Below are 13,269 nucleotides of genomic sequence, written 5' to 3' on the forward strand. Positions count from 1 at the left end.
TAGGCTACAAACTGCCAGGGCCCGGAGATTGGATCCCCGGGAACCACGGGCAATTAGTTGCCGGTCAGCTTCTCGCGCAGTGCTGCCAGAGCCTCATCGGAAGCAAGCGTGCCGCCACCGGTGTTGGACTCGGCTGCAGCCGGCTCGGAGGAGTAGCTGGTGGTGCCGGAGTCGCTCTCGCCGGACGTTGCAGCTGCAGCGTCGTCGGCAGCGTGCTGGGCAACCTGCTTCTTGTGGGCTTCCCAGCGGGTCTGGGCGTCAGCGTACTGCTGCTCCCAGGCGGCGCGCTGCGTCTCGTAGCCTTCAAGCCACTCGTTGGACTCCGGATCGAAGCCCTCCGGGTACTTGTAGTTGCCTTCTTCGTCGTACTCTGCGGCCATGCCGTAAAGAGCCGGATCGAATTCGGTGGACTCGGCGTCGACGCCCTCGTTGGCCTGCTTGAGGGAGAGCGAGATGCGGCGGCGTTCGAGGTCGATGTCGATGACCTTGACGAACAGCTCGTCACCAACGGAGACAACCTGCTCGGCCAGCTCAACGTGGCGCACTGCGAGCTCGGAGATGTGGACCAAGCCTTCGATGCCGTCTTCAACGCGAACGAACGCACCGAACGGAACCAGCTTGGTGACCTTACCCGGCACAACCTGCCCGAGGGCGTGGGTGCGGGCGAAGGTCTGCCACGGATCTTCCTGCGTAGCCTTGAGCGAGAGGGAAACACGCTCGCGGTCCAGGTCGACCTCGAGAACCTCCACGGTTACTTCCTGGCCCACCTCGACAACCTCGGACGGGTGGTCGATGTGCTTCCAGGACAGCTCGGAAACGTGAACGAGGCCGTCCACGCCGCCCAGGTCCACGAATGCACCGAAGTTGACGATGGAGGAAACGACGCCGGGACGGACCTGGCCCTTTTCCAGCTTGTTGAGGAACGTGGAGCGGACCTCGGACTGGGTCTGCTCGAGCCATGCACGGCGGGACAGCACAACGTTGTTGCGGTTCTTGTCCAGCTCGATGATTTTGGCTTCGATCTTCTGGCCGATGTACGGAGCAAGGTCGCGCACACGGCGCATCTCGACGAGGGATGCCGGCAGGAAGCCGCGCAGGCCGATGTCGAGGATAAGACCACCCTTGACAACCTCGATGACGGTGCCGGTGACGACGCCGTCCTCTTCCTTGACCTTCTCGATGTCGCCCCAGGCGCGCTCGTACTGAGCACGCTTCTTGGAGAGGATCAGGCGGCCTTCTTTGTCTTCCTTGGTGAGCACCAGGGCTTCGACGAGATCGCCAACGGAGACGACGTCTCCGGGATCAACATCGTGCTTGATGGACAGCTCGCGGGAGGGAATGACACCTTCGGTCTTGTAACCGATGTCGAGCAGAACTTCGTCGCGGTCGACCTTCACGACGGTACCTTCGACGAGGTCCCCGTCGTTGAAGTACTTGATGGTGGCGTCGACAGCTGCGAGGAAGTCCTCAGCGGTACCGATGTCGTTAATTGCGACTACGGGTGTACCGGGCTTCTCGGTGGAGGTGATGGTCATGTAGTAGGGGCTCCGTTGTGGATAGTTAGTCGGTCAGGCCAACCGCTGCGCCCACGTCGGCGACACGGGAGCAGGCACGGCATTTTGCCGGGTCATCCTGATTTGTGGATTGAAGATGCGGGCACGTAGTACACGCCCGTTTAGTCTAGTCGTATACGGGAACGCCGGTCAAAGTGCAACGGCTCGGGGCCAATTCGCCTAAAAGTGCGTCAGGCAGTGCGGTGCACGGTCGACGGCGAACATCAGCCGTGCGGTCAGTGCGGCCCCGGAAACGTGCTCCAGGATCCGCCCGGCAGCCGCCAGCGTCACCGGGCAGACTGCGCCGAGAAAGACGGACCCGAGTTCCGCGACGTCGAGGCTCAGGTCCGGTTCGGTGCCGTCCGGGGCGGACTCCACGCGGGCTTCACCGTCAGTCACAGTCAGCGTGTACGTGCCCGCCGCGAAGCCCAGGGTGTCGGTGACGCGCAGGACCAGGCTGCCGTCGGTCGAGTAGCGTCGTGCGCCGAGGGCTTTGGCCGTGTCCAGGATCCGGAGCCAAAGCATGTCTGCGTTCTCGGCGGACTCGATGCAACGCGGGTCCTCAAGGGCCCACGTCAGCGGATCGTCCACGGGGGCTTCGGCCCACGCAACACGCTGAATGAGGTCGATGCTGCCGAGGAACTGCCACAGCTCGAGGTAGCCGGACGTGGTGGCAGCGACGAGGTCAACGACTTCCATGGTGGCTGGCGTGGTGTCCCAGCCGGAGAATTTGTAGGCGACATAACCGTCCACAGCACCGTCGGCGTCGTAGTGCAGGGCACAGCGGATCGATTCGTCCTCCGCCCCGTCCCGGCCTAGTGTCCCCGAGCTGCGCTGCCGGTAGGCGTCCTGCCGATCGATAGACCCGGGCGTGACCCGGTGGATGCGTTCGAACACGCCCTGGGCCAGCTCCAGCAGGACTTTCCGGTCGGCGACTTCCACCGAGCCGCTCGCACTGTGCCGCAGCCGGAAGCGCGGGCCGGTGTCCACCTTCACGCTGCGCTCGAACGTCGCGACGCCGAAGCCGAACCGCCCGTAGATGGAAGCCTCGGACGCCGTCAGGGCAGCAATGGCCAGGCCGTCGGCTTTCGACGCCGCCAGGTCCTCGGTCATCATCCGGCGCAGGAGTCCCTGCCGGCGGTGGGTTCCCCGGACGGTTACGGCGGTGATCAGCTGCGCTTCGAGCTGCCGGCCGTAACCGACATTGAGGTTTTTGCGCAGGGTCCCGAAGGTGGCCACGGGGATGTCGGCAGCCAGGGAATGCGCGGCCACTGTGCCGCGCTGGTAGACCCCCGTCAGCTCGCGGTTGTCGGCGCGGTACATGGCCATGACCTTGTCCACGAACTCGTCCTTGTGGCGCTCGTCGTAAAAGCCGACGCCGACGCCGCGCAGCCAGGAGACGCCCAGCGCGTAGTCCGGTTCGCCCTTTTGGGCCGCCCGGAACCTCCTGATCTCGTACTTTTCAGTCATGTGCTTTCCCCCTGGGTATCCTGCAAAATCCACAATTCACGCAGGCATCAATGCCCCGCCTCGTACCAGCTCGAACCGACGCCGATCTGGACTTCCAGCGGAACGGTCAACCTGGCAGCCGCCCCCATCTGCTCGGTCACGAGCTTTTCCACGGTGTCCCGCTCTCCGGCCGCGACTTCCAAAACCAGTTCGTCATGGACCTGCAGCAGCATCCGCGACTTCAGTCCCTGTTCGGCCAGCGCACCGGAGACCCCGAGCATCGCACGCTTGATGATGTCCGCTGCCGATCCCTGGATCGGAGAGTTCAGCGCAATGCGCTCAGCGTTCTCGCGCAGCTGGCGGTCGGTGCTCGTGAGGTCCGGAAGATACCGGCGTCGGCCCTCGATGGTGGCGGTGTACCCGTCGATTCTGGCCTGCTCCACGACGCCGCGGAGATAGTCGCGGACGGCGCCGAACCGGTCGAAGTAGTCCTTCATCAGCGTCCTCGCCTCATCGACGGAAACCTCGAGCTGCTTGGAGAGCCCGAAGGAGGTTAGTCCGTAGGCAAGGCCATAGGACATGGCCTTGACCTTGGAACGCATCGCACTGGTCACCTGGTCTGTGGGTACATGGAAGATGTTGGAACCTACGAACCGATGCAGGTCTTCGCCGTCCTTGTAGGCCTGAATCAGGCCCGCATCCCCCGAGAGGTGCGCCATGATGCGCATTTCGATCTGCGAGTAGTCGGCCGAGAGCAGGCAGTCGTAGCCATCGCTGACCACAAAGATGCTGCGCACACGGCGGCCCTCCTCGCTGCGGATGGGGATGTTCTGCAGGTTGGGGTTGTTGGACGAGATCCGGCCGGTGGCTGCGACGTTTTGCGCGTAACTGGTGTGGATCCGGCCGTCGTCGGTGACGGACTTCTTCAGCGACTCCAGCATCTGACGCAGCTTCGAGGACTCGCGGTGCGCCATTAGCTGGACGAGGAATTCGTGCCCGGTCTTTTCCAGCAGGTTCTTGAGCGACGCGGCGTCGGTGGTGTACCCGGACTTGATCTTTTTGGTTTTCGGCAGTCCCAGCTCCTCAAACAGGACCGTCTGGAGCTGCTTCGGCGACCCCAGGTTTACTTCGTGGCCAATCGCGGCGAACGCAAGCTCCTGGGCGTTGTCGATGACCTTGGCCAGATCCGCCAACTGCTCGTCCATACGCGCCATGTCGATGGCAATTCCGGCGAGTTCCATGTCGGCAAGGACCCGGCTGACGGGCAGCTCGAGGGTGGTCAGCAGGTCCTGGGCTCCGCGTTCCTGCAGCTCCGTTTCGAAGTAGCGGCTCAGTGCCTGGGCGACGGCGGCCACCTGGACGAGCGCGCCGGCGGCGGCAGTATCGCCGTCGAACGCCAACTCAAGCTGGCCGGCCTTGGCCGCCTCGGTCGCGACGCCGATGTTCAGGTGGTGCTGGGCGAGTTCGGCGAGCTCATAGCTGCGGCGGTCAGGCTGAATGAGGTACCCGGAAATTGCGGTGTCGTCCACCACGCCGTCCAGGCCCAGGCCACGGTTGGAGAGAGCTTTGAGTGCCGCCTTGTAGCCATGCATGACCTTGGGCGCGGCCGCGTCCCTGAGCCAGCCGGCCAGGACGTTCTCGGCGGCGGCGTCCTGGCCGGCGAGGTCGATGTAGGCAGCCCCGTCCGCACGGACGATGGCCAGGGCAGCGGCATCCTCGCCGATCCGGCCCGGCACGAGGTCGACGGCGACAGCTGAACGCTTGCCGGCCCCCGAGTCGAGGAAAGCAGCCAGCTCGGCAGCGTTCGAAGGGACCACGAAGTCCGGAGTGTCGAGGCGCTCGCGCTCCGGCTCAGCGACCTCACTGCCGTACAGGGCGAAGAGCCGGGTACGGATGGTCTTGAATTCGAGGGTATCGAACAACTCCTCGATGGCAGCCTGGTCCGGCCGCGGTTCCGAAAGTTCTTCCAGCGTCACCGGGAGCTCCAGATCGGTGTGGAGCCTGTTCAGCCTCCGGTTGCGCTTGACGTCCTCAACGTTTTCGCGGAGGGAATCCCCCACCTTCCCGCCGATGGAGTCGATGTTCGCCAGAACCCCCTCCAGGCCGCCGTAAAGGTTAATCCACTTCGCTGCCGTCTTGGGGCCGACGCCGGGAACGCCGGGAAGGTTGTCCGCGGACTCTCCCACCAGCGCGGCGAGGTCCGAATACTGGGCTGGCGTGACGAAATACTTCTCCTGGATGGCCACGGCATCCAGGCGGGGAATGTCACTGACACCCTTTTTCGGGTACAGCACAAAGACGTTGTCAGTGATCAGCTGGAAGGCATCCCGGTCCCCCGAAACCAGGAGCACCTCGAAACCGGCCTTGTCTCCCATCGTGGCGAGGGTGGCCAGGATATCGTCAGCTTCGTAGCCGGGCATCTTGATGGTCTTGATGCCCCAAGCTCCCATGACCTTGTCGATGAGGTCGATCTGGCCGCTCATCTCGCGGGGGGTTTCGTTGCGTCCGCCCTTGTAGTCGCTGTATTCGGCCTTGCGATGGGTGGTGTCATCGGAGACGTCGAAGGCGACGGCAACGTGGGTGGGCTTCTGCTCCTTGATGAGGTTGATCAGCATGGACGTAAAGCCGTGTACGGCGTTTGTGTGCTGTCCCGTGGCGGTGGAGAATTTGTCAGCCGGCAGCGCGAAGAACGCACGAAATGCCATGGAGTGGCCGTCGAGGACCATCAGCCGGGGCTGACCGGTGATCGGAACCACGGGCGCCGCAGTGGCGGAAACCGGTTCCGCGGCCCGGCTGGAGGGCACGGGCCTGGCCGCAATCGCTGATTCGGTCTCCGTTGCCGGAAGGGTATCCGCGGCAGAGGGGGCAAGGGCCGGTTTGGTAGTTTCGCTCACAGGTGCCAGCCTAGTTCCCATGACGGACAATTTCACGCCGGGCCCGTACACGGCCGAGCTGGCGGCAGCCGGGATTCCCGAGGAAATGCACGATTGGCTGGGGCACTACGGTGTGGGCGCCCTGGTGGTGAAGATGGGCATCCATTTCGTGGAGATGAGTCCCGAGCGCACTGTTGGCACCATGCCGGTGGAAGGCAACACCCAGGTCGCCGGCATCCTGCACGGCGGTGCCCACGTGGTGCTTGCCGAGACGCTTGGTTCCTTTGCTGCCGGAATGCATGCCGGGCCGCAGCGGCAGGCGCTGGGAATCGACGTCAGCGCCACGCATCACCGGGCAATCACCGCGGGCACGGTGACCGGCACGTGCACTGCCATCCACCTTGGCCGCACCCTGACCACGCACGAGATCGTGATGACGGACGAGCAGGGCCGCAGGCTCTCGACCGCGCGCATCACCAACCTGATCCGCGACATCGCCGAGTAGCAGCCCCGCAGCCCGGCGCCTCGCCGCAGCGGTTCTATGCCTGGGCGCGCCCGAAACGGTAGCGCAGTTCCATGATGCCCCGGCCCATGGTGTGCGCGTAAAGCAGCTCCATCGGTGCCGTCGGCCCCGACATCGGCAGCACCGGCTTGCCGCTGCCGAGGACAACGGGAATTATCGAAATAATGATCTCGTCCAGCGCGCCGGCATCCGCGAATTGGGCTGCGAGTACGCCGCCCCCGACGATCCAGACATTCCGGTCTCCCGCTTCGGCCTCGAGATCAGCAACGAACTCGGCCACGGGACCGCGGACAAACGTCACGTTCGCACCGGGCGGGGCGGAGAGTTCGTGGCGTGTGAAGACCCAGCACGCCGTCGTTGGGTAGGGCCAGCGGCCGGGTTCGTTCTTCCTTAGCCAGGCGTAGGTCTCACCGCCCATCACGATGCAGCCCACCTCCGCCATAAAGGCTTCATAGCTTTCCTTGCCCCCGGCGAAGCCGTCGAACTGGAGCAGCCAGTCCAGTTCGTCGTCGGCGGTGGCGATGAATCCGTCCAGCGAGGACGCAACAAAATACTGGAATCCAGGCATGGCCCCAGCGTAGCCGGACCCGCCCCGGACGCCCACCTGCCGGTTATTTGCTGAAGTAGGGAATGATCAGGTACAACCCGAACAAGACGGCCAGCCCGCAAAGACCGAAGCAGACGTACGCGAGCGGCCGGACCCATGCCGGTTTCCGCTCATCGACGTCGCCGGCGATGGCCGTGAGGCGGACTCCCAAGGAGTAAAGGACCACAACGGTCAGCGCAGCGACTAGCGTTGCGCCGGCGACTTGAACCAGTTCCAGCCACTTCATCAGAGCTCGCCCTTCGGGTTGTTGTTGGTGCCGGCGGCGGCGCGTGCCTTTTTCTTGCGGAAGTGCACGGCCGTGCCGGCTTCCTCAACTTCTACGGCATTGTGGTGTCCGACCCGCGACTTGTTCGAGTGCACAAACATGTAGGTCACGGCCGCAGTGCCGGCCACGGCGGCAATCACCACGCCGCCGACGCCGGTATTCACCAGCAGTGCCGTGAGCGCCCCCATCAACCCCGCAGCCGGAAGGGTGAAGAGCCAACCCAGCGCAATCCGCCCAGCGGTGCCCCATCGTACGGTGGTCCCGCGCCGGCCCAAGCCTGAACCGATTACGGAGCCGGACGCTACCTGCGTGGTGGACAGTGCAAACCCCAGATGGGAGGAGGCCAGGATGGCGGAAGCCGTGCTGCTTTCGGCGGCAAAGCCCTGTGCCGGCTTGACGTCGGTAAGCCCGGATCCCATCGTGCGGATGATGCGCCAGCCACCGGAGTAGGTACCAAGCGCGATGGCGAGGGCGCAGGCGGCGATGACCCAGAGTTGAGGTCCGGAGCCCGGCTGCTGGCTGCCCGCAGCAATCAGCACCAGCGTGATGATGCCCATCGTCTTTTGTGCGTCGTTGGTCCCGTGGGCAAGGGCAACGAGGCTGGAGGTGAAAATCTGGCCGGTCCGGAATCCGCCGCGCTTCTGGGTGAGCTTGCTGCCGGTATCCGGATCGTGCCGGGAGGTCAGCGCATACGCAAGCTTGGTGCACAGGTACGCAACACCGCCGGCGATGATCGGCGCAAAGATGGCGGGCAGGATCACCTTCTGTGTCAGGGACGAGAAGTTAACCGAATGGATCCCGATCCCGGCGATGGCCGCACCGATCAGACCGCCAAATAATGCGTGCGAGGAACTCGACGGCAGGCCTTTGAGCCAGGTGATCATGTTCCAGAGGATGGCGCCCATCAGGCCGGCGAAGATGATCTCCGGTGTGATCTGGATGCCGTCGGCACCTTCCTTGATAATTCCGCCTGACACGGTCCTGGCCACTTCCGTGGACAGGAATGCTCCCACCAGGTTCAGGACCGCCGCGAGGGCGACCGCCGTTTTGGGTTTGATGGCGCCGGTGGCAATGGGGGTGGCCATCGCGTTGGCGGTGTCATGAAATCCGTTGGTGAAGTCAAAAAAAAGTGCCAGCGATATCACCAGCGCCACCATGATGGTGATTTGCACCTATTGCCCAATCTGCAGAGTAGTCGGTCAGCAGTTTCATCCGCCGGCGCCGCATCATTCATCCGGAATTCACCGGATAGGCGTGCGGGGTTCAGCAAAATCGCTTGACGCGTTAAAGGGTAAAGGGCAAGGGTAGCAGGGCCAAAAACTGGCCCCGGCGCCGCCCTGGCCGGGTCAGTGGGCGGGGCGCAAGCGCCTTTCCTCAGTTCTGCTGGAGATCGGGTGCCGGCGCGGCGTCGATCATCGCGGCGGCCTTCTGCTCAAGCGCAGCAACCGTTACGTCAGGCAGCGCAATCAGTCCGTCCAGTTCGCGGCGCGCGCCGGTACGCGGTTTGCCGTTCCGCCGGTGTGGCAGCAGCATCCGACGCGATCCGCAGCAGCTTCCGGGCCGTCGCGAGGCGCTGCCGCTCGGGTCCGGTGAAGTTGCTGTCCTTGATCCGCAGGGCCTCATGCTCGGCGACGTCGAAGGCGAGGGCGAAGCCGTGCACGGCTTCGCGGTACTCAGCTAACCGCGACAGCGTTGTGATGTCCTCCGGGGCTTCGGGTCGCATGGCGTCGGCCGTCCGTTTGGCGCGCAGGAACGCTACCGTTAGCGGTTCGCGGACGTCGGTCATGGCCGGAAAGTCGATGAGCTTGCCCACGTCGAGTTCATAGTCGAGCCACCGCCGGTTGACGGCGTTGTGGCTTTCCACCAGGTTCCAGGCCTCGGACCGGCTGGCCTGCTCCGCCTCCGCGGCCTGGTTGCGAAGCGTATAGAGCTCAACCCGCCGCTTGTGCCGGCGTTCACTGGCTTGGGACCAGGAACGTGCCCAACCGCCGAACACTCCGCTGAGCGGGAAGACCAGCCACCAATAGTGGCCAATAAAATCCAGGACGGGCTGCACCAGAGGTTCCTCCCACCCGGCGCGGGCAGGCTAAAAGGTCCGCTGCGCCGCTCAGTCCTTGTGCTTAACCTTGTGGACCCGGGTAACGATGGTCGGGCACGGCAAGCTGAGGAGGACGGCGTGGGCTGTGGAGCCGAGCAGCATCCGGGAAAAGCCCCCGTGGCCGCGGCTGCCAACCACGAGGAGCCGTGCGTCCCTGGCGGCTTCGACCAGGGCTTTGGCGGGTTCGGTGTCGGTCTCCAGGCGCTGGTGGACAATCAGGTCCGGATACTTATCGCCCAGCCCTGCGACGGATTCCGCCAGGACGACCCGGTCCTCCTCAAGGATGGATTCCGCGAGCCCGCTCTCCGGCAGCTGGGTTTCGATCCAGCGCGCCGGCCTGCGGAAGGCGAAGACGACTGTCAACTCGTCACTGCCGCGGTCTGCCTCCGCGGCCGCGAAGTTCACGGCCTGGAGGGATTCTTCGGAACCGTCCACTCCCACCACAACGCCGTGGTTCCCCGCGCCGGCCTTGAGCGGAATGACAGCTGCGGAAGCTTCGGAGGCGGAGACGATCTGCAGGGCACGATCCGACATGGGGCCGCCGTCCAACCAGTGTTTGTCGTGCTCGCCCACGACCACCAACGATGCTTCCTTGGCGGCGTCCCGCAGCACCGAGCTGCCGCTGCCGTGACCGAGTTCGACGTCGACCTTGACACTGGGGGCCTGTCCGCTGGCGCTGGCCTTCGCCTCCTGGAGCAGTTCCGTGCCGGCCTGCCTGATGAGTTCGTGGTACTGGAAATCCGGGGTCATCCAGCGGTCATCCACGGCGTGGATCACCGTGACGGGAAGCTTGTCGCGGGCCGCGCGTTCGAGGGCCCATGCCAGCGCGGCCTTGCTTCCGGCTGATCCGTTGATACCGACGACGATTGGCTTTTTCATTCTGAATCGTGCTCTTTTCCGTAGCGGGGTCTGTCCTGCTTCGCGTGATCCGGGCGGCAGTACCGGGAGTCCGCCGACACCTTATTCTCCGCCGGGGCTGCTCCGCCGGTTAGGGGCTTAAGCCCCGCGCACCGGTGCCTCATCCGCGCCGGGACGTGAAACGGGCCCGGACGTGAAACGGGCCCGGACTAGAAGCCGGTCGGCTCAGTTGCAAATTCCGGTTCCCGCGGCGGAGCCTCATGGTGAATCGGTCGCAGCGGGCGGGTGTGCTCGAACCAGACCAGCGCGTCGTAGCGCTCACCCATCCGGGTCGGAACGTAATTCCCCAGCTCCCGCTCAGGGTGGTAGAGGACACCTATCGCCCGGTGGCCAAGCCAGCTCGAGAGCCAAGGCCCGTTCCTGTCGGCATTGAACTCCAGCACCGCTGCCGCCCCCAGTGCCTCGTGCAGGAAATCCTCGTGGCTGCCCGGGCGCGCGGCCGGAACCGGCAGGACCCGCTCGTGGCTGCCCCAGGCGTCCGCCGCGATTACCCCGCCCCGGTGGCAGGCGAGGCCCACCAGCAGCACGCCCTCGGCGGCGTGCCGTTCGCGCAGCAATTGCCCCACGTTCACCAGCCCGTCCTGCGTCATATCCGTAGCCCGGGCATCCCCCACATGGGTGTTGTGCGCCCAAATGAGTCCCTTCGAGTCGGCACCCAGGTGTTTGCTGAGCCGGTCGATGGTATCGGCCATGTGGTGGTCCCGGATGTTCCAGGACTGGCGGTCACCGCGGACCATGATCCGGTAATAGTGCTCGGCGTTGGCTGCCACCTCGGCGTTCTGCACCGCGTCGAACGCTCCTTCGTCGTGCCCGCCCGGGCCGGACACCCTGCTTCTGACCTCGGTGAGGAGGGCGATGACGTCAGCCTCGCAGGACTGCGGGACCAGCCTCGTGCTCCAGGCGTACCTTTGCGGGTCTTCGTGGTGGGGCACGAAGCACTGCCAGGCTCGCAGGGCCGCGGGTACCGCGCCGGGCTCGTTGTCCCGAAGCCAACTGATGATTTCTCGGAGCGAATCCCAGAGCGAGTACACGTCGAGCCCGTAGAAACCGACCCGCCGGCTCATCGGACGGCGGATATTCCAGCTTCGGAGCCAGTCCAGGAAGGCCGCAACTTCCTCGTTCGCCCACAGCCAGGTGGGCCAGCGTCCAAATCCCGCGAGCAGGGCATGGACCCCCTGGTCCTGCCCGGTCTCGCCGCGCACCCAGCGGTTGATCCGCCAGCAATCGGGCCAATCCCCCTCGACACCGATCCAGTTATAGCCCTCCTCTTCGATCAGGCGCCTGCTGAGGGTGTCGCGCCAGGTATAGAACTCGTGTGTTCCGTGGGACGCTTCGCCAATCGCGACGAACCGGCAGTCCCCGGCCCGCCGGACGAGCCCGTTGAGGTCCCGGTCGGTCGTCAAGGGCCGGGCCAGCGAGTGTATTTCGGCCAATACCGCGGATTTCGCGGTGCCCGAGCTCACCAGGGCTCCTCAACGGAGATCGTTTCGAGGTGCTCGGGAACCCGGGCCCGCCAGCCGAGTTCACGCTTGATCCGCAGGCGCAGGGCATCGGAGGCGTCCGGCTCTCCGTGGGTGATGTAAGTCATCCGTGGTGCTGTTTCGGCGGCCTTCATCCACGCGATGATGCCGTCGGCGTCCGCGTGCGCAGAGAGGCTTTCCATTTGGATCACTTCAGCGCGGACCACGATGTCCTCACCATAAACGCGGAGCTCGCGCCCGCCGGCCGCGAGGGCGGCGCCACGGGTGCCGCCGGCCTGGTATCCGCTGAGGATCACAGCGTTCTTCGGATCCGGCCCGTAGGCGGCGAGATGGTGCAGGATCCTTCCGCCGGTGAGCATTCCGCTGGCGGAGATGATGATCATGGGGCCGCCGCGGAGGTTCAGCAGCTTGGATTCATCAACGGAGCGGGTGAGCCGGGCGATTTTGTACATGTTCCGGTATTCCTGCTCGCCAAGCCGGTGCTCTTCGGGGTGGCGCTGATACATCCCGGAGGCATCGATCGCCATTGGGCTGTTCAGGTACACGGGGATGTCCGGGATCAGGTTCTTGCTGCGGAGCCGGGACAGGTGCAGCATCAACGTCTCGGCCCGGCCGACGGCGAACGCCGCGACCAGCACCACGCCGCCGCGCTTCGCGACCCGGTTAATAATGTCCGCCAGTTGCTTCTCCGGAGCCACGGTGGAGTGCTTCCGGTTCCCGTAGGTCGATTCAGTGACCAGTACGTCGGTCGCTGGCAGGGGCCGTGGCGGGAACATCAGCGGGTCATCAGACCGTCCCAGGTCCCCGGTGAAGTGCACCGACCGGGAGCCCATCCGCACGTGGACCTGCGCGGCGCCGAGGATATGGCCCGCCGGCAGGAGCGTCAGCACCATCCCGCCGCCGAGGTCCAGTGGATCGTCAAAAGCACGGACAGTGAAACTGTTGAGCGAAGCGACGGCGTCAGCTGCGGTGTAGAGCGGCAGCGCCGGGTTGTGCCCGGCCGATCCCCTGTGGGTGGCGTACCGGGCTTCCTCCTCCTGCAGGTAGCCGCTGTCGGGAAGGAGCAGCTTGCACAGGTCGGTGGTGCCCTCAGTGGCGATCACCGGACCGGCGAATCCATTGCGCACCAGGACGGGAACGTAACCGGTGTGGTCCAGATGCGCATGGGTCAGGACGACGGCGTCGATTGATTCCGGCGGGACCGGAAACGGTGTCCGGTTGCGTTCTCGGCTGCGTTTGTAGCCCTGGAAGAGTCCGCAGTCCACCAGGACCCGTTTACCGCCGGCTTCCAGCAGGTAGCGGGAACCTGTGACGGTATCCGTGGCTCCGAGGAAGCGGAGGGTTGGCTGCTGGTGCGTCATGGTGTTCCCGTTCCCGCCTGGAATGACCGGCATCAACACGACGGGGCGGCGCTGACCCGCGCAAGCGATGTAGCCTCAGCTTCCGCCCGCACCGCGGCCGGCCATAGGGCCAAAAGTCACGGGCGCGGCAGCCGCACCGCG

At 65.0% G+C, this 13,269-nt stretch carries 10 protein-coding genes and 1 pseudogene; 1 reads left to right on the plus strand and 10 read right to left on the minus strand.

Features of this window, described 5'->3' with window-relative positions; translation table 11 throughout:
- Positions 1–53: 53 nt before the first annotated feature.
- The 3 genes from rpsA to polA form a co-directional block, all read right to left on the minus strand.
- Positions 54–1,535: a 30S ribosomal protein S1 gene (gene rpsA, locus QK287_RS09885; protein ID WP_024367487.1), complete on the minus strand. Its 1,482-nt coding sequence runs from the start codon at positions 1,533–1,535 to the stop codon at positions 54–56.
- A 198-nt stretch (positions 1,536–1,733) separates the two neighbouring features.
- A complete protein-coding gene (locus QK287_RS09890; protein ID WP_282359954.1) occupies positions 1,734–3,023 on the minus strand; it encodes a GNAT family N-acetyltransferase in 1,290 nt (429 codons plus the stop codon).
- 47 nt (positions 3,024–3,070) lie between these two features.
- Positions 3,071–5,728, minus strand: coding sequence for a DNA polymerase I (gene polA / locus QK287_RS09895; protein ID WP_282359981.1), 2,658 nt, complete (start codon positions 5,726–5,728; stop codon positions 3,071–3,073).
- 187 nt (positions 5,729–5,915) lie between these two features.
- On the opposite strand from polA, the gene QK287_RS09900 reads away from it, so the two are divergent.
- Complete coding sequence (locus QK287_RS09900; protein WP_226773150.1) at positions 5,916–6,380, plus strand: hotdog fold thioesterase; 465 nt, start codon at positions 5,916–5,918, stop codon at positions 6,378–6,380.
- A gap of 34 nt (positions 6,381–6,414) precedes the next feature.
- Here QK287_RS09900 and QK287_RS09905 read toward each other — a convergent pair whose 3' ends face one another.
- The 7 genes and pseudogenes from QK287_RS09905 to QK287_RS09935 all read right to left on the minus strand — a co-directional run bounded on the left by QK287_RS09905 (position 6,415) and on the right by QK287_RS09935 (position 13,128).
- The gene (locus QK287_RS09905; RefSeq protein ID WP_282359955.1) at positions 6,415–6,966 is read right to left on the minus strand and encodes a dihydrofolate reductase family protein; all 552 of its coding nucleotides are present in this window, start codon (positions 6,964–6,966) and stop codon (positions 6,415–6,417) included.
- A 43-nt stretch (positions 6,967–7,009) separates the two neighbouring features.
- Positions 7,010–7,231, minus strand: coding sequence for a hypothetical protein (locus QK287_RS09910; RefSeq protein WP_226773152.1), 222 nt, complete (start codon positions 7,229–7,231; stop codon positions 7,010–7,012).
- On the minus strand, positions 7,231–8,442 hold the full coding sequence (locus QK287_RS09915; RefSeq protein ID WP_282359956.1) for an inorganic phosphate transporter: 1,212 nt from the start codon (positions 8,440–8,442) through the stop codon (positions 7,231–7,233). Before QK287_RS09915 ends, QK287_RS09910 begins: the two co-directional genes overlap by 1 nt.
- A 202-nt stretch (positions 8,443–8,644) precedes the next feature.
- Positions 8,645–9,326, minus strand: a pseudogene (locus tag QK287_RS09920) (hypothetical protein).
- 51 nt (positions 9,327–9,377) lie between these two features.
- Positions 9,378–10,247: a universal stress protein gene (locus tag QK287_RS09925; RefSeq protein ID WP_226773154.1), complete on the minus strand. Its 870-nt coding sequence runs from the start codon at positions 10,245–10,247 to the stop codon at positions 9,378–9,380.
- Between the two features lie 188 nt (positions 10,248–10,435).
- A complete protein-coding gene (locus QK287_RS09930) occupies positions 10,436–11,749 on the minus strand; it encodes an erythromycin esterase family protein (protein ID WP_282359957.1) in 1,314 nt (437 codons plus the stop codon).
- On the minus strand, positions 11,746–13,128 hold the full coding sequence (locus tag QK287_RS09935; protein ID WP_282359958.1) for an MBL fold metallo-hydrolase: 1,383 nt from the start codon (positions 13,126–13,128) through the stop codon (positions 11,746–11,748). The genes QK287_RS09930 and QK287_RS09935 overlap by 4 nt, the downstream gene beginning before the upstream one ends.
- Positions 13,129–13,269 lie beyond the last annotated feature (141 nt).

The organism is Arthrobacter sp. AL05 (assembly GCF_029960715.1).
Lineage (GTDB): Bacteria > Actinomycetota > Actinomycetes > Actinomycetales > Micrococcaceae > Arthrobacter.

Excerpts from the sequence above, each read along its gene's own strand:
- rpsA (WP_024367487.1), bottom strand. The coding sequence starts at position 1,535 with ATGACCATCACCTCCACCGAGAAGCCCGGTACACCCGTAGTCGCAATT.
- QK287_RS09890 (WP_282359954.1), bottom strand. The coding sequence starts at position 3,023 with ATGACTGAAAAGTACGAGATCAGGAGGTTCCGGGCGGCCCAAAAGGGC.
- polA (WP_282359981.1), bottom strand. The coding sequence starts at position 5,728 with ATGGTCCTCGACGGCCACTCCATGGCATTTCGTGCGTTCTTCGCGCTG.
- QK287_RS09900 (WP_226773150.1), top strand. The coding sequence starts at position 5,916 with ATGACGGACAATTTCACGCCGGGCCCGTACACGGCCGAGCTGGCGGCA.
- QK287_RS09905 (WP_282359955.1), bottom strand. The coding sequence starts at position 6,966 with ATGCCTGGATTCCAGTATTTTGTTGCGTCCTCGCTGGACGGATTCATC.
- QK287_RS09910 (WP_226773152.1), bottom strand. The coding sequence starts at position 7,231 with ATGAAGTGGCTGGAACTGGTTCAAGTCGCCGGCGCAACGCTAGTCGCT.
- QK287_RS09925 (WP_226773154.1), bottom strand. The coding sequence starts at position 10,247 with ATGAAAAAGCCAATCGTCGTCGGTATCAACGGATCAGCCGGAAGCAAG.
- QK287_RS09935 (WP_282359958.1), bottom strand. The coding sequence starts at position 13,128 with ATGACGCACCAGCAGCCAACCCTCCGCTTCCTCGGAGCCACGGATACC.